The 15,018-nt window shown below is 37.4% G+C and carries 16 protein-coding genes; 9 read left to right on the top strand and 7 right to left on the bottom strand.

Annotated features, from left to right (window positions below; genetic code table 11):
* Positions 1-5: 5 nt before the first annotated feature.
* From ACI6PS_RS02220 to ACI6PS_RS02200, 5 genes are all read right to left on the bottom strand, one after another.
* Positions 6-791, bottom strand: a complete 786-nt coding sequence (locus tag ACI6PS_RS02220) for a gluconate 5-dehydrogenase (RefSeq protein WP_421010915.1) — start codon at positions 789-791, stop codon at positions 6-8.
* Positions 792-794: 3 nt separating this feature from the next.
* Positions 795-1,631, bottom strand: a complete 837-nt coding sequence (gene kduI / locus ACI6PS_RS02215; RefSeq protein ID WP_421010914.1) for a 5-dehydro-4-deoxy-D-glucuronate isomerase — start codon at positions 1,629-1,631, stop codon at positions 795-797.
* A gap of 316 nt (positions 1,632-1,947) precedes the next feature.
* A complete protein-coding gene (locus ACI6PS_RS02210) occupies positions 1,948-2,670 on the bottom strand; it encodes a tRNA threonylcarbamoyladenosine dehydratase (protein ID WP_421010913.1) in 723 nt (240 codons plus the stop codon).
* The gene (locus tag ACI6PS_RS02205; RefSeq protein ID WP_421010912.1) at positions 2,654-3,310 is read right to left on the bottom strand and encodes a TatD family hydrolase; all 657 of its coding nucleotides are present in this window, start codon (positions 3,308-3,310) and stop codon (positions 2,654-2,656) included. Before ACI6PS_RS02205 ends, ACI6PS_RS02210 begins: the two co-directional genes overlap by 17 nt.
* Complete coding sequence (locus ACI6PS_RS02200; protein ID WP_421010911.1) at positions 3,310-3,912, bottom strand: DUF1684 domain-containing protein; 603 nt, start codon at positions 3,910-3,912, stop codon at positions 3,310-3,312. Before ACI6PS_RS02200 ends, ACI6PS_RS02205 begins: the two co-directional genes overlap by 1 nt.
* Before the next feature lie 112 nt (positions 3,913-4,024).
* Between ACI6PS_RS02200 and ACI6PS_RS02195 the strand changes: the two genes are divergently transcribed.
* The 3 genes from ACI6PS_RS02195 (at position 4,025) to ACI6PS_RS02185 (ending at position 7,566) form a co-directional block, all read left to right on the top strand.
* A complete protein-coding gene (locus tag ACI6PS_RS02195) occupies positions 4,025-5,254 on the top strand; it encodes an MDR family MFS transporter (protein WP_421010910.1) in 1,230 nt (409 codons plus the stop codon).
* An 80-nt stretch (positions 5,255-5,334) separates the two neighbouring features.
* Positions 5,335-5,694 carry a BlaI/MecI/CopY family transcriptional regulator gene (locus tag ACI6PS_RS02190; RefSeq protein WP_421010909.1) on the top strand — a complete coding sequence of 120 codons (360 nt, stop codon included), beginning with the start codon at positions 5,335-5,337 and terminating at the stop codon, positions 5,692-5,694.
* 6 nt (positions 5,695-5,700) lie between these two features.
* A complete protein-coding gene (locus ACI6PS_RS02185; protein ID WP_421010908.1) occupies positions 5,701-7,566 on the top strand; it encodes a M56 family metallopeptidase in 1,866 nt (621 codons plus the stop codon).
* A gap of 39 nt (positions 7,567-7,605) precedes the next feature.
* On the opposite strand, the gene ACI6PS_RS02180 is transcribed toward ACI6PS_RS02185, so the two are convergent.
* The gene (locus ACI6PS_RS02180) at positions 7,606-7,917 is read right to left on the bottom strand and encodes a winged helix-turn-helix transcriptional regulator (protein WP_421011110.1); all 312 of its coding nucleotides are present in this window, start codon (positions 7,915-7,917) and stop codon (positions 7,606-7,608) included.
* A 206-nt stretch (positions 7,918-8,123) separates the two neighbouring features.
* Between ACI6PS_RS02180 and ACI6PS_RS02175 the strand changes: the two genes are divergently transcribed.
* Entirely contained in the window at positions 8,124-9,050 is a 927-nt protein-coding gene (locus ACI6PS_RS02175; protein WP_421011109.1) for a ClpXP adapter SpxH family protein, read from the top strand.
* A 640-nt stretch (positions 9,051-9,690) separates the two neighbouring features.
* Here the strand turns inward: ACI6PS_RS02175 and ACI6PS_RS02170 are convergent.
* Entirely contained in the window at positions 9,691-10,374 is a 684-nt protein-coding gene (locus ACI6PS_RS02170; RefSeq protein ID WP_421010907.1) for a hypothetical protein, read from the bottom strand.
* 437 nt (positions 10,375-10,811) lie between these two features.
* Between ACI6PS_RS02170 and ACI6PS_RS02165 the strand changes: the two genes are divergently transcribed.
* The 5 genes from ACI6PS_RS02165 to ACI6PS_RS02145 all read left to right on the top strand — a co-directional run bounded on the left by ACI6PS_RS02165 (position 10,812) and on the right by ACI6PS_RS02145 (position 14,868).
* On the top strand, positions 10,812-11,486 hold the full coding sequence (locus ACI6PS_RS02165; protein WP_421010906.1) for a hypothetical protein: 675 nt from the start codon (positions 10,812-10,814) through the stop codon (positions 11,484-11,486).
* A gap of 172 nt (positions 11,487-11,658) precedes the next feature.
* Complete coding sequence (locus tag ACI6PS_RS02160; RefSeq protein WP_421010905.1) at positions 11,659-12,273, top strand: phospholipase D-like domain-containing protein; 615 nt, start codon at positions 11,659-11,661, stop codon at positions 12,271-12,273.
* A gap of 177 nt (positions 12,274-12,450) precedes the next feature.
* Entirely contained in the window at positions 12,451-12,849 is a 399-nt protein-coding gene (locus ACI6PS_RS02155) for a hypothetical protein (RefSeq protein ID WP_421010904.1), read from the top strand.
* 175 nt (positions 12,850-13,024) lie between these two features.
* Positions 13,025-14,119, top strand: a complete 1,095-nt coding sequence (locus ACI6PS_RS02150) for a DUF4238 domain-containing protein (protein WP_421010903.1) — start codon at positions 13,025-13,027, stop codon at positions 14,117-14,119.
* 167 nt (positions 14,120-14,286) lie between these two features.
* Entirely contained in the window at positions 14,287-14,868 is a 582-nt protein-coding gene (locus ACI6PS_RS02145; protein ID WP_421010902.1) for a hypothetical protein, read from the top strand.
* Positions 14,869-15,018 lie beyond the last annotated feature (150 nt).

The raw sequence follows: 15,018 nt of genomic DNA, 5'->3' as shown, positions 1-15,018 counted from the left end.
CGTTTTTATTCTTCGTTTGAAGGTTTTCCGATGGTTGCCAAAATTCCTCCATCGACATAAATTATCTGTCCGTTTACAAAATCGCTTGCTTTTGAAGCCAAGAACACTGCAGTTCCAGCCAAATCTTCAGGATCTCCCCAACGTGCCGCTGGTGTTCTGCTGATGATAAACTCATTGAAAGGATGACCGTCAATCCTGATCGGTTCTGTTTGTGAAGTTGCAAAATATCCCGGACCGATTCCGTTGACTTGAATGTTGTGTTTTGCCCATTCCGTCGCCAGGTTTTTCGTCAGCATTTTCAAGCCCCCTTTTGCTGCTGCATAAGCCGAAACACTGATTCTGCCCAATTCGCTCATCATGGAACAGATGTTGATGATTTTTCCTTCCTTGCGTTCAATCATTTGTTTTGCAACCAATTGCGACATAATAAAAGGTCCAACCAAATCCACATCAATGACTTTTCTGAAATCGGCAACCGGCATTGTGATAGCCAATTCTCTTTTGATGATTCCGGCGTTGTTTACCAAGATGTGGATATCGCCTACTTCTTTTGTAATTTTTGCTATGTTTTCTGCAGCCGCATTTTCATCGGTTACATCAAACAGATAGCCTTTTACCTGATAGCCTTTTGAAGTATAGTAAGCAATCGCTTCCTCCATTTTTGAAGGCGTTGTTCCCGTAATGATCAATTGTGCTCCGGCACTTGCCAAACCTTCGGCGATTGCCATCCCCAAACCGTGCGTTCCACCAGTTATCAGGGCATTCTTATTGGTTAAATTGAATAATTGCATAGCTTATCTTAATTCGTTTGGTGGACAAATATCCATGTCGCTGTAATCTAAATTTTCACCCGCCATTCCCCAAATAAAGGAATAGTTGGCCGTTCCTGCTCCTGAATGGATTGACCATTCTGGCGATAAAACTGCCTGATGGTTCTGCATAAAGATGTGTCTTGTATTTTGCGGTTCGCCCATGAAATGACAGATGGTCTGCCCTTCTTCCAAATCAAAGTAGAAATAGGCTTCCATCCTTCTGTTGTGTGTGTGTGCTGGCATGGTGTTCCAGATGTTTCCAGGCAAAAGCTCAGTCAATCCCATCTGCAATTGGCATGTTTCAACAACACTGTTTACAATCAATTTATTGATGATCCTTTTGTTGGCATATTTATCTTCCCCTAAATGCACGATTTCTGCATTTTCTTTCGTCACTTTCTTATTTGGAAAATGCGAATGTGCCGGAGCCGAATTGATGTAAAACAAAGCCGAATTTTCTTCCATGCTAGAGAAAAATACTTCTTTAGCACCGCTTCCTACGTACAGCGCTTCCTTTTTGCTCAATTCAAAAATTTCTCCATCAACGCTTACCTGGCCTTTTCCGCCAACATTGATGATCCCCAATTCCCTTCTGTCCAAAAAGTTTTCTGATTTCAAGTAAGGAATGGTTTCTAATTTCAATTTCTCTTTCACTGGCATAATTCCCCCCACGATGTAACGATCGTACATGGAATAAACCAAATGAATGTCTTCTGGAGTGAATAATTGGTCAATTAAAAAGTTCTCCCTAATTTTTTGCGTATCATACCCAACTACGTCGGAAGGATTTGTTGCGTAACGGAAACTGAAATGTATCATGTTGTAATTTTATTGTAATCGATTACACAAATGTAATAATTATTTTTTACCAAACTATAATATACATAATTTTTATAGCATAAAAATAAGGAATATGAAAAAAAGACAGGATTTTAATCCATTTATGAAGGACAAATTGCACTATTTGGTATCGAATAAAGTACCCAAATTTAACCTAGCTGCATTTAAAGGATTTGAAGTTCCTGTTAACTTCTAGAGTCAGCAATCAAAAAAAAGCGGACCTCGATGAATGATCGGGTCCGCTTTTTACTATTGAAATAAATCTATTTTGTTTGAAGAAGATAAGTTACAATTATTACTCCTTATCTTTTAAGAGATGCCTTATTACGGTTTCGGCTGCATAGAGACCGAAAAGACCCGGCATATAACTGTTTGTTCCGTAGAAGGATTTCTTGAAGTTTTTTCCATCCGTAGTTTTCAAGCTGCTTTCGTCCTGGATTTCGGTAGAATATACCACTTTCACTCCCTTGTCAATTTTCACTTCTCTCAGACGTTTTCTGATGACTCTTGCAAGGAAACAGCTCTTGGTATTACTGATATCGTCCACTTTTACTTTGGAAGCCTCCATCTTGCCTCCTGCTCCCATACAGCTGATGATTTTTACCTTCTTACGCTTTGCTCCTACAATCAGATTGAACTTTGGGGTAACACTGTCTATACAATCCATTACATAATCAAACTCATCGGTAACAATTTCGAAGGCTCTTTCTGGCGAAAGAAACTCCTTGATTCTTGTAAGCTTTAATTCTGGGTTGATGTCCATCAAACGGTTGCCTACTACGTCTATTTTTGGCATTCCAACGGTTGAGTGCAATGCTGGCAATTGTCGGTTGATGTTGGTTATATCGACAACATCACCATCCACTATGGTCATCTTTCCAACACCCGCCCTTGTGATGAATTCGGCTGCAAACGAGCCAACGCCACCCAATCCGATGATTAATACATTTGCATTTTTCAATTTATTCAAGCCTTCTTCTTTAAATAAAAGTGCGGCTCTTTCAGTCCATTCTGCCATTTTTAAAAACGATATTAAAATTTTGTATGATTGTATTCTTTAATTCTTCTTGACTTATATTTTTATACTTTCCCGCCAACTCGTAAACCTTCTTGATCCCTTCGCTTATGGTATCGGTCTCCAAGAAAAAACGGTCGTTAGGAATGGTTTTAAGAACTGCTTCCAATTCTGGTTTTTGCATTAAATATTTTCCGAAGGAGATATAAAAACCATTGTCCAGCAGTTGTTTTGCCAACTGTTGGTTCTTCGAAAATCCGTGGATGATCATCGGGACTTTTATGTCCAGCCTTTTTTTTATTTCGATTAGTTCCTGAAATGCGGCAACACAATGCAGCACAACGGGAAGCTTTTGTTTTTCGGCCAAGGCCAATTGCTTTTCGAATACTTCAACCTGCAAATCAAAAGGCACTTCTATTCGCTTATCCAACCCGCATTCGCCAATTGCAAGACAATCTTTCAGTTGTATCTTGTCTTCTATAATCCTTAATTCTTCCTCAATATCTTCTTCCTTAATGTACCAGGGATGAATTCCAACAGAAAAACAAGGAATGGCATCGTCAAACGATTTTGGATATTGATTGACCAATTCCAATACCTCATCATCATTGGTAAACCTGTGCGTATGGAGATTGAAGTACATTAATCGTGGAATTTTTTCACTCCTGCCTTGATCTCAATGTTTAAATCATTCTGCAAAGGTACAATTGGGCAGGAATATTTATAATTATAGGCACAATAAGGGTTGTATGCTTTATTGAAATCAATCAAGACCGTCTTTCCTTTTGGTTTTTTCATATCGATGTATCTTCCGCCGATGTAACTATCGCTACCAGACGTAAGGTCGGAAAAAGGCAAAAACAAATGATCCTTGAAGCCTTTCTTCTTGATTAAATCCAAATTTTGGAATACATCCAATTTAAACGCTTTCCCTTCAATTGTAAAATGGAGTTCACCATATTTTATATATAAAGGTAATCTTTCGGTGGTGGTTTTCATCTCAAATGACTTTTCTCCTTTTGACTTTACAAACGTTGCCGTTACTGCCAATGCTTCGTTTATCGGGAAAAAATCAAGTGTTTTAAATTCTTTTCTGTCTTCCTCCATCAGCGGTGAATGTTCCGGATCTGCAAACTTGGTGTTGAGTTCCTGCTGGAAGGCTTCAACCGAAGAACGGTCGAAGGATTCTTGTGCGAAACCAGTATAAAAAACAAAAAGGGATATAAATGCGGATAGGAATTTCATCTGAAAAAATTTTTTGTAAAAATAATAAAATTATAATGGATGGATTATCGTTAGAAACACAGATTTTTAAGAACTTTGTAACCACTCACTGCTCATTTTACACCAATAACAAATGCTTTCAGCTGCCTTCAACCGCTACATCAATAATTTCAGAGGTTTTTCGAGAGAAATCTGGATCCTGACGCTTATCACTTTTATCAATCGGGCGGGAATGATGGTACTGCCTTTCCTATCCAAATATTTAAAGGAAGATTTGCACTTCACCTATAACCAAGTGGGATGGGTTATGGTATGTTTTGGTTTGGGTTCGATGGCTGGGTCGTGGCTTGGAGGGAAGTTATCCGACAAGATAGGCTTCTACAAAATTATGATCTTTAGTCTCTTCACGAGTGGATTGATGCTGTTCTTCATTCAATACATCACCACCTTCTGGGGATTGTGTTTGGCGATGTTTTCGATCATGACCATTGCCGATATGTTTCGTCCTGCCATGTTTGTATCGTTAGGCACTTATGCAAAGCCTGAAAACAGAGCCCGTGCCTTTACTTTAGTTCGATTGGCCGTGAATCTAGGTTTTGCGGCGGGTCCTGCACTTGGTGGTTTGATTATTATGGGAATCGGCTATCAGGGATTGTTTTGGGTAGATGGTTCTTCGTGCATAGTGTCCATCTTAATTTTTGCGATGCTGGTAAAGGAGAAAAAGAAACCCGTACTCGAAGGCATGCAAGAGCATCAGGAAATGGTAGTAACCTCTGTGTTCAAAGACCGTATCTTTTGGCTGTTCTTGTTTGTAAGTTTTGCCACCGCCATGATCTTCTTCCAGATCTTTACAACCCTTCCTATTTACCACAGTGAGATGTATGGTCTAACGGAATTCCAAACAGGATTACTAATGACAATGAACGGTCTGCTGATATTCTTTTTAGAAATGCCCCTTGTGAGCATCTTCGAACGGAACAGTGTCAACAAGATCAAGCTTATCTTTTGGGGCTCGCTGATGATGATGTTTAGTTTTGTGGTTCTGTTGATGAACGCATGGGTGGGCGTTTTAATAATCAGCATGATTTTGATGACGTTTGGGGAAATCTTTATCTTCCCTTTCTCCAATTCGTTTGCATTGAGCAGGGCTCCAAAGGGTCATGAAGGCCGTTATATGGGTTTCTTTACGATGAGTTTTAGCCTCGCCCATATTGGCAGTTCAAAAGTGGGGATGGAAATTATTGCCCGCTTTGGCTATCAGAATAACTGGATCTTTATGGGGAGTTTGGGTGCTTTCGCGGTTCTATGCTGTATCTATCTTCAAAAACTTTTACGAAAAGAAGCCAGTAAAATCAGCTACTAACTAATTTTATCGTTATTAAACTGCTTTTTTAGTTGCGTAACTAAAAAACTAGTTGTATGTTTGCTTCAAAGATTACAACTATGCAAAAGTTAACCAATAAGGAAGAAGAAATCATGCATATTTTATGGAAGCTTGAAAAAGCATTCGTAAAAGAAGTCATGGCAGAAATTACCGATGAGCAACCGCACTATAACACGCTCTCGACAACCATTAGGAATCTTGAAGAAAAAGGTTTCGTGTCCCACAATGCTTTTGGGAACACCCATCAATATTTTCCTATTGTTAAGAAGGAAGACTACCGTAAAAAATTTATGAATACGGCCATCGACAATTATTTTAATAGCTCGTATAAGAATATGGTATCCTTTTTTGCAAAAGAGGAAAAGATTTCTGCCGATGAGTTAAGGGAAATTCTGGACATGATCGAAAAAAATAAATAACCTACTATGGAACCAATCATTTTATACTTCATCAAGTCGGGGGCATTGATCGTATTGTTCCTGTCGGCCTATTATTTCTTCTTAAGAAAAGAAACTTTTTTTAAAAGTAACCGATGGTTTCTATTATTTGGATTAGTTATCTCCGTGTTATTGCCTGTGGTTACTTTTAAAAAAACAGTCTGGGTAGAGCCTACCCCGATAGTGGAATATACACCAGCTCCTAGCTCAAACGTGGTTCCTGCGTATGCCTACCAAGCGGGTGACTCCCCTGCCGAAGCCATTGTAACTGTGGTTCCCGAAAAAAGTTTTGAAATCGATTGGTTTTGGGTTGGTTTAGCGGTCTATGCACTTGGCATCTTGGCTTTGCTTGTGAAATTTGCACTGGATTATTATGCGCTCAAGAAAGTCTTGAAAGGAAAGGCCATCTATCAGCAAGAAGACTATAAGTTTGTGAACGTTGAGGACAACATTGCTCCTTTCTCCTACTTTAATTATATTGTTTACAACCCACAGCTGTACAGCGCGACCGAAATGGAAAACATTTTGGAGCACGAAAAGGTACATTGTGCCCAAAACCATACACTAGACGTATTGATCGCACGTGTGTTTTGTATTGTTTTTTGGTGGAATCCCTTTGTTTGGTTCTACAAGAAGGCCATCGTACAGAATTTAGAGTTTATTGCAGACAGCGATGCCTCTAAAAATATCTCCGATAAGAAGGCGTATCAGTTTACGCTCTTGAAAATAACAACACACGAGAGCTGTGTTGCCATCAGTAATCATTTTTTTCAATCATTAATCAAAAAACGAATCGTTATGTTAAACAAAAATCAATCGAAGCGATGGAACTCCTGGAAGTATGCCATCATTGTTCCTGCATTGGCCGTATTCATGTGGCAGTTTCAGGTAAAAGTTGTAGCACAGGAGAAGAAGAACTCCATTGTAGAGCAATCTACCTCAACAACCATCCGTAAAGAAGTTACCGCCAAGACTACGGATGCTGAACTAAAGGAACTGGAAACCTTGTTCAAGGAACAGCACAATGCAACACTAAAATTTTCCAAAGTAAAACGAAACAAGGCCGGAGAAATCATTTCGCTTAAAGCGGTAATGGAATCCAAAGGAAAAAGCAACAACGAAGCTGTGTTTCAGGTTTCGGGGAATGATCCTATTAAGGCGTTTACCATAATCAAGTACAACGACTCTAATGGAAAGGAACTTATAGCTTTTGGAGAATCAAATAAAGCTGTGGTAACGCAAGTTCGCACTAACACTGATGACGACGAAGTTGCGGTTGTAGCAGAAGAAATTGAAGGTGTTGCCTATGCAACCGCATACAGCAACCACGACATTACACCGCCTACGCCGCCAACCCCACCGATGCCACCAGCAGTTCCTAACTATCCTACGCCGCCAAATGTACCAAATTTCCCTACTCCGCCTATGCCTCCAGCAGTTCCGAATACGGAAGGGAACAAAAAGGCTTGGAAAAAATTTGAAGAGCAGATGAAGAAGTTTGAAGAGAAGATGAACTCTGCTGAAATGAAGAAATGGCAGCAGGATATGGAGGAATACGGCAAAAAAATGGACGGCATGAATCCTGAAAGCGTAGCTTTTGACAAGGAAATGCAGGCCTTTGACAAGGAAATGCAAGCTTTTGATGCCGAAATGAAGGTGTTTGAAAAAGAGATGCAGGAGTTTACACGACAAATACAGGAGGAAGTTCGCGAGGACCTGCAAACAGAGCGTGAAGAGTTCAAAAAAGAGCGTGAAGCTGCACAAAAAGAGCGCGCACTGGAAAGAGAGCGAGCGAAGAAAGAAAGAGAAAAGGCAAAAAAGGAACGCGACGCCGCAATCAAGAATAAAAAATAATTTACACTACAAAAACCGGTCTAATCAGCCGGTTTTTTTTTAGGACAATCCCTCCAATTGTTTGAATACCGTTATCAAAGCTTTCCCCTTGTCCGTCAGATAATATTCGATGTGCAGGGGTTTTTGTTTGATGGTTACCTTCTCCAGCAACCCCACCTCTTCGAGTTCCCTTAGCGCTACCGATAACGACTGCTTGTTGGCTTCGGGAATCTGCCGCAACAGAGTGTTGAAGCGCAGGGGGGCTTCGGTGGCCAAACGGAATAGCTCGGGTTTCCATTTGCCTGAGAGCATTTTCAAGAGGCCTTGTGCAGGGCAGGTTTCGTTTTCTTCGGGTGTCTTTTGGGTGGTCATATATTTCTGACTTATTGTGCAAAACAAAATTAGGTTGCAAATTTGTACAAAAATAAACATTAATTGCCGTAAACGAAACCGAACCTTGCAGTTCGCTCTATCGGCAGGACGGTACATCCTTAATAATGAAACAACTCACAATTTATACACTAATCACGTTCCTGACACTCATTGAAGGCTGTCAGGGGCAAACAAACAATCGAGATATGAACAACGATGCCTCAAAAAACAATCCGCTATTGTGTGATCCTGCCGAAGGAGCCTGTGCGATTCCCGACGGAACCTCTGCCGGCAAGGTGGTGCTTCAAAAAAATGAAAAACCTATAAAGGTAATCTACTTTACTGACCCTATCTGTTCCTCCTGCTGGGGTATCGAACCGCAGTTGCGCAAACTGAAGCTCGAATACGGCAACAGCATCGAGATTGAATATAGAATGGGCGGCTTATTGCCCAATTGGAGCTACAACAGTGGCGGTATCAGCAAGCCATCGGACGTGGCACACCACTGGGACGAGGTGAGCGGGTATTATGACATGCCTATTGATGGCGATGTATGGCTCGAAGATCCGTTGGACTCCTCCTACCCGCCTTCTATTGCCTTCAAGGCGGCGCAACTGCAGGACAAGGAAAAGGCGGTGCTGTTTATGAGGGAAATTAGGGAGATGGTGTTTTTACAGAAGAAAAACATCACCAAATGGGAACATTTGGAAACGGCGGCACATACTGTTGGACTCAACACCGTACAACTCAAGGCTGATTATGAAAGCAAAGCAAAGGTTTTGTTTGAAGAAGATTTGGCACTGGCCAGACAAATGGGCGTTAGGGGCTTCCCTACCATGATTTTCATGGATGGCGCAGGAAAACAGGAAACCGTTTATGGTTCCAAGCCCTATGCGTTTTATGAAGTTTCGGTATTGAACCTCAACGATAAGGCTGTAAAGCAGGAATATGCCAAGAATTGGGAAATGCTCTTTGCAAAATACAATTCGCTTACGGCAAAAGAGTTTTCGGTGCTTTCTGGTATGGGAAGAAAAGAAAGTGAGGAATTGCTTAACTCTTTATCCAATAAAAAGTCGTTGGGAAAATACAGGAGTAAGAATGGTTCGATTTGGAGGTTGAAGGTTGGGAATTGATTCTTATTTTTTATTATTATTTCTGCTTGATTGTAAAAGAAACTGGATGAATTGTCCGGTTTTTTTTTTTACCACTGATGTAACAGGTTTTACGGATTTTTTTATAGCTGTTTTTGGTTGGAATGGCGTATTTAGTGACGGGGAAAGGCGTTAAGCGTTCGGGAAGGACGTTAAGCGATTGCAATTTGAAATTAAGCGTTCGGAAAAGGCATTAAGCGTTCGGGAAGGACGTTAAGCGATTGCGATTTGAAATTAAGCGTTCGGGAAAGGCGTTAAGCGTTCGGGAAGGACGTTAAGTGATTGCAATTTGAAATTAAGCGTTCGGGAAAGGCATTAAGTGTTCGGGAAGGACGTTAAGTGATTGCAATTTGAAATTAAGCGTTCGGGAAGAGCATTTTGGTTTTGAGATTGGGGATTTTTTAAAGGTTTTGGCCTTTTGATTGAGGATATGGATTGCTGTCCCTCGACTGCGCTCGGGATGACACCTAGATTGGGGATATGGATTGGGGATATGGATTGGGGAGTTTGATTGGGGAGTTTGATTGGGATTCCTTGACTGCGCTCGGAATGACAACAGGATTGGGGAAGGTGGTTGGGGTATTATATGTATTAAAAAGCCCAGATGTACTGGGCTTTTGGTTTATTCTGGTGTGTCGTTATCATCGTCTTTCTTTCCTTGATTGAAGGACCGCATCCTTTGGACTAGATCGGACATGGTGTAGTGTTTTCTTCGTTTGTCTTCGAAAGTTAGTCTTCCTGCATTCATGATGTAGCTGATCATTTTTCGGAGTTTCTTGTACTCTTTTTGGTTTGCCTCGGTTAGTTTTTCGCCTTGGGTGATTAGGCTGTTTTGGACACCATTTAGAAATAAGAGCTTTTCGGCTTCGTCGGTAATGGCATCTGGGAAGTCATTTTGCACTCCTACTGGGCCAAGGACTTCGATGTTGTCCTTTACGAATTTTGCAAGGTTTAGAAGGTCTTGATGTGCTCCTTCCATATCGAGGTTATGTAGTTTTTTCTTGATTGTGGTGATGAGCCCGGTTTGTACTCCTGCCCTTTTGCATTTTAGGCTGAGGACGTTTAATTGTTTGTGTATTCCATCGGAATGGTTGTAGAGTTTTTGTGAAGCGGCGGTTTGCTGTTTGGTTTTGGCATACTTGCTGTCGAGTTTCTTTACTGTTGCGGTTTGGGCAATGAAGTCGGTTTCATACTTTTTGTTGATTTCTGGAAAGAGTACTTCGATTTCGGCTCTGTCGTTTACTAAATCGTTTGTGATAAACGTTGCTGCTGTGATGAGTTCGTCATCTTTTAATCTGTAGTTCATGATAATGGTTTTTAATGTTAGTAATTGGCTCTTATTGGGGATCAAGCACGTTTTTCTTTTTATTTTTGTTTTTTAAAGGTTAATGATTCTTTTATTTTTTTTAAACTTAACATTGACTAAATTAATATTTTTAACAATACGGTGGTTTATTTGGTATATTTTTTTTTAATTTTTTTTTGGATAGGTTTGTTTTTTTAAGGTTTGCTCAAGAACTTTAGTTTTATAGTGGTATTAACACGACAGAGATTTATATGCATGTTAGTAAAACATATAGCAGCTTAGGAGTCTATTTTGAGGATTTGTAAACTTTTTGATTATATTTGGCTGTAATCAATTTGTATGGTTTTATGATACATATCTATCTGTTTTTAGGTGTGTATGTATTGTTTTATGATACATATAATGAGTTAGCAGACATTGAACCAAAAGACACCGATATGAAAAATAAAACCCTATTGATTTTGATGTGGTCATCAAGTTTTTTAATAATTGTCGCAACTGCGTTAGCATATATCCTAAAGTTTTTTGAAAAAGAAGCATCCAATGATCCTGAAAAATGGGGACAATTTGGTGATTATTTTGGAGGAATTTGTAATCCATTATTGTCAATGATTAACCTAATAATTTTAGCTTACATTTCTATTCGTTTAGCTAAAATTGATGACGATCGTAATCATTTTACATTGCAAGAATTAGCAAGACCGTTCGGCGATTTAGGATATGATACGCACACAAATAAAGTCACGCTAACATTATACAATCATGGATTAGGACCAATGGTAGTTAAGAGTATAAAAATATTAAATAATCGTGGCGACATTTATAAAGATTTTATTCCACTTATCAAGACGAATGACAGTTCAATAAAATTTTCAGTAAGAGGTTTTCATATTATTGGAGAATATTGCGTTATCGGTAAAGAAAAATCGTTAGAAATTTTTTCTCTTGAAGGTGAACAAGATGATCCAAAATACATGATGCATTTCGAAAAATGCCGGAGAAAAATATCAGAATTTTCAATAGAAATTGAATATAGTGATATGTATGGTCGAGTTATGCCGAAGTTATCAGAAAAATTGAATATAATTGATATAGCCGCTGAGTTTGATTGAAAATTAATATTTATAACGAGTCACAACGTCTGCTAACAGCGGCTTCGATGCAATTGCTACTTTCATTGTAAAATGTTACAGCTTTTTCCATAACTTCGTTCTGTCCAGCCGAGAGTACTCAGTTCCATAAGCCACAACTGACGTGAAGCCGCCGGACGTTAGCAGTCATTTTATGAAAACACACTTCTTAAAACCAGGCGATAATAAAATAATAATAGAAAACTTATCAAATTTATTTTTGGAAGATTCTGACTTACATATTGCTGTCGCATATTTTAATAGTGAATACTTTGCTGACTTAATAATTGAGAGAGCTAAAAAAAAGCAAAAAACCTTATTAATATTAAATACATCTGACTTAATAAGACCAAAAGAAGCTGGTAAATCTGAAATCGTCATAAGCAAAGCTCTTATTAAAATATTAAAGCATGAAGGAAATTATATTTTTTGCAAATCTTTAGGTTTAAGAGTACTTGGAAATTATCAAAACATGCATCATAAATTTATATTTACTAAAAATAAATTGTTTTTTGGCTCATTAAATTTAACTGATGCCGCAATTAATAGAAATTTCGAATCTCTTTTAGAAACAGATAATAAATTCCTTATAAAAGATTTTTATTCTGAATTTGGAAAATTATGGAATATTGGTTCAGAACTTTACAGCGATAGAGATGGAAAATTACGAAGTATAATGTGTCCAAAATGCGAAAATAGTGACGGTGTTGATTTTGAAAGCTTTGGCCCAATCTGTCATATGTGTGGCTATAATTTTATTGTCGACTAAAAATAAAAACGTCTGCTAACAGGCGTTTGGCAAGATTGCGAATTTTGTAGTAAATTCACGTTTATTTCTCTCAAGAAATTTTATCTTTAACAGAAAATAATTAGTTCCGAAGTTCGCAACCTCGCCAAGCGCCGGAACGTTAGCGGTAAGCCTGCTCCACAAAAAAACTTAAAAATTATGCCTTTAATTAGAATTACAAACAGAAACTTTCACATCGACATTCCACCTAGACCAGGTATTTACAGAATCTACTCATTAGACGAAAATGATAATCCAAGACATTTACAAAGATTACTTGGAATTGACGAAGAGGGTGTTTTATATATTGGAAAATCGGAAAATCTTAATGATAGAGTTAGAATGCTTTGGAGAGTTTTACAACCAACTTATAGAGCTACAGCACATACATTTGGAGTGAATTATAAATCATTACAAGTTATTCAAGACGCTTTCCCATTAGATACTTTAGCAATTGAGTTTGAAGAAAACGCTACGGCAAAAATTTATGAGAGATCATTAATTGAAAATTACAGACAATTATACGGAGAAGTTCCACCGCTAAATGGAAGTAAATAAAAGGCCTACCGCTAACAACGCTACAAGCAATTTGGGCATTTGGCTTAATGGAAAGATTGGTTTGTATTTGGAAGATTTGGCAAATCCGAAGAATAGGCTTAATTTAATCCCAAACTGCTTGTAGCGCCAGAACGTTGGTTGCAATTCGTAACCGTACGGAATATCTACATCAAATATGAAGAAACCACACCAACATTTTATTCCTCAAACATACCTGAGAAAATTTGCTCATACCAAAGATGACAAAAATTATTTTGTAGCAGTTTACGATAAGCAAGCTGGAAAATATATTTCGGATATTAATGTTTCAAAAATTTGTGCGGAATCTGATTTTTATACATTAAAACATTTAGAAGGAGACGAGCAATATTCCATAGAAAACTTTTTTGCGGATAACATAGAAAATAGATATAACGAAATTTATAGCTTACTTGTTGAAAAGAGAAAACAAATTATAACTCCAGAAGAAAAAACATTCATTTTATACAATACACTTAGTATGTATTTTAGGACTCCTAAAGTATTAAATCAATTTGTAGAGTTTACAGGACAATTACTTCTTGATGTTCAACAAAATACTAATGAAAAAACAATTGATTTTTTGGGGTATAAAATTTCGTTAGAAGAAAAATCATTTAAAGATATTAAGAAAGAAATTAGAGAAACCAATAGAGTAAATTATATTTCTACACAATTAGCTTTGCTAGATGAATTTGTAAAATATAAATTTCTTGATGGATTAGTTGTAATTGAACTTGTTGGAGAACAAGAATTTATAACAAGTGATAATCCTGTAGAAATTAGAAATTCTACTGAAAATGGATTTAATTTATTTAGTAATAGTAATGTAATTTATATTCCTTTAGATCCAAAACATGCTTTATTTATTGCGCCTAAAAATAATGGTTCAATAGTAAATGAAATATTTTACCAAAAAGATAATTTCGTTCAACATATTACATCTAATTATGTTTCTTACGAAAATGCAGAACGCTGGATTATTGGAACAAAAAAAGGTGTTGAGCAGTCACTCTTGGATTACAAAAATTATACAGAAGCTGTTGAAGATAATCATCCACTACTTTTAAAATTTAGAATAAAGCTTGAGTTGATGCAGGAAATATTAAACTTTGCAGAAAAGGGAGTTACTAATTCAAATTCAGAATTAATCGAAAGCTTAAAAGCATTAAAATCTCATGAGTATTTTGAAGAAAGTGCTGATCTTGTAGAAATGTATAATAAGTTTAAAAGCGCTGGTCTAAATTTATAAAAACTCTCGAACTGCATCCAACAGCGGTTTGGCGCAATTGCTATTTCAGTTGTAAAAGTTCGTTTTTATTTTCATAACTTCGTTTTATCCGGCCGAGCGAACTCAGTTCCAATTTCCGCAACTGTCGCCAAGCCACAGGACGTTACCTGCTATATCACATAACCAAAATGAGAAAAACACTTCTAAAATTTCATATAATTTCAGTTTCGTTCTTAATTGTAAATTTTTTATGTGGAATTACTTTTGACATAAGCTTAAATTATAGAATAACATTACTTGTCAAAATATTATTTTATTTATCCGGAATAGTTTTGTTTTTCCTTTATCTTAAACCATTTAAGAAGATTGCGCTTTATTTTTTATTTTATCTCATTTCTCCCCTTTTACTTTTTCTTTCAATACTAATTGATGGAATTCTTGGCGGAATTTTGATTTCATTTTTTGTGTTTTTCATCTCACCGCCTGACGTTAGATTTCAAGATGAAAATATTAAAATTTATAAAGTTCATAGTGGATTGCTAGCAGGTTGTTGTCAATATGAAATTACTCAAAATGAATTCTTGCTTTTTGAGAAAAAAATTGGAGAATTTAGATTTGAGGAAAACCTACAATTCGAAAAGAGCAAAATAAACTATAACGACAAAAAACTAACTATAAAAATGTTACTGAAAGAATACAACGTAGAAACTGAAAATTACTATGCTAAAGATTCTGTAATTAACATTCCGTTGAAAAGATACAGCAGGTAACAGCTACTACAACGGATTTGGGCAATAGGCTTAATGGAAAGTTGGTTTTGTACTTGGGATGATTTGGCAAATCCGAAAATAGAGCTTAATTTAGTCCCAAACCCGCTGTAGTACCAGAACGTTAGAAGCAAGTTTTTAAATCCGTACTTA

The sequence above is a fragment of the Flavobacterium sp. PLA-1-15 genome, assembly GCF_049060005.1.
GTDB lineage: Bacteria > Bacteroidota > Bacteroidia > Flavobacteriales > Flavobacteriaceae > Flavobacterium.
Note: the sequence above shows the minus strand (reverse complement) of the source record. Positions and strands in the feature narration are given on the sequence as shown.

What these genes read in the sequence shown, in the direction of transcription:
- ACI6PS_RS02220 (WP_421010915.1), bottom strand. Translation starts at nt 791, where the DNA reads ATGCAATTATTCAATTTAACCAATAAGAATGCCCTGATAACTGGTGGA.
- ACI6PS_RS02160 (WP_421010905.1), top strand. Translation starts at nt 11,659, where the DNA reads ATGAAAACACACTTCTTAAAACCAGGCGATAATAAAATAATAATAGAA.
- ACI6PS_RS02150 (WP_421010903.1), top strand. Translation starts at nt 13,025, where the DNA reads ATGAAGAAACCACACCAACATTTTATTCCTCAAACATACCTGAGAAAA.
- ACI6PS_RS02175 (WP_421011109.1), top strand. Translation starts at nt 8,124, where the DNA reads ATGAACAACGATGCCTCAAAAAACAATCCGCTATTGTGTGATCCTGCC.
- ACI6PS_RS02210 (WP_421010913.1), bottom strand. Translation starts at nt 2,670, where the DNA reads ATGGCAGAATGGACTGAAAGAGCCGCACTTTTATTTAAAGAAGAAGGC.
- ACI6PS_RS02205 (WP_421010912.1), bottom strand. Translation starts at nt 3,310, where the DNA reads ATGTACTTCAATCTCCATACGCACAGGTTTACCAATGATGATGAGGTA.
- ACI6PS_RS02145 (WP_421010902.1), top strand. Translation starts at nt 14,287, where the DNA reads ATGAGAAAAACACTTCTAAAATTTCATATAATTTCAGTTTCGTTCTTA.
- ACI6PS_RS02165 (WP_421010906.1), top strand. Translation starts at nt 10,812, where the DNA reads ATGAAAAATAAAACCCTATTGATTTTGATGTGGTCATCAAGTTTTTTA.
- ACI6PS_RS02155 (WP_421010904.1), top strand. Translation starts at nt 12,451, where the DNA reads ATGCCTTTAATTAGAATTACAAACAGAAACTTTCACATCGACATTCCA.
- ACI6PS_RS02190 (WP_421010909.1), top strand. Translation starts at nt 5,335, where the DNA reads ATGCAAAAGTTAACCAATAAGGAAGAAGAAATCATGCATATTTTATGG.
- kduI (WP_421010914.1), bottom strand. Translation starts at nt 1,631, where the DNA reads ATGATACATTTCAGTTTCCGTTACGCAACAAATCCTTCCGACGTAGTT.
- ACI6PS_RS02170 (WP_421010907.1), bottom strand. Translation starts at nt 10,374, where the DNA reads ATGAACTACAGATTAAAAGATGACGAACTCATCACAGCAGCAACGTTT.
- ACI6PS_RS02195 (WP_421010910.1), top strand. Translation starts at nt 4,025, where the DNA reads ATGCTTTCAGCTGCCTTCAACCGCTACATCAATAATTTCAGAGGTTTT.
- ACI6PS_RS02200 (WP_421010911.1), bottom strand. Translation starts at nt 3,912, where the DNA reads ATGAAATTCCTATCCGCATTTATATCCCTTTTTGTTTTTTATACTGGT.
- ACI6PS_RS02185 (WP_421010908.1), top strand. Translation starts at nt 5,701, where the DNA reads ATGGAACCAATCATTTTATACTTCATCAAGTCGGGGGCATTGATCGTA.
- ACI6PS_RS02180 (WP_421011110.1), bottom strand. Translation starts at nt 7,917, where the DNA reads ATGACCACCCAAAAGACACCCGAAGAAAACGAAACCTGCCCTGCACAA.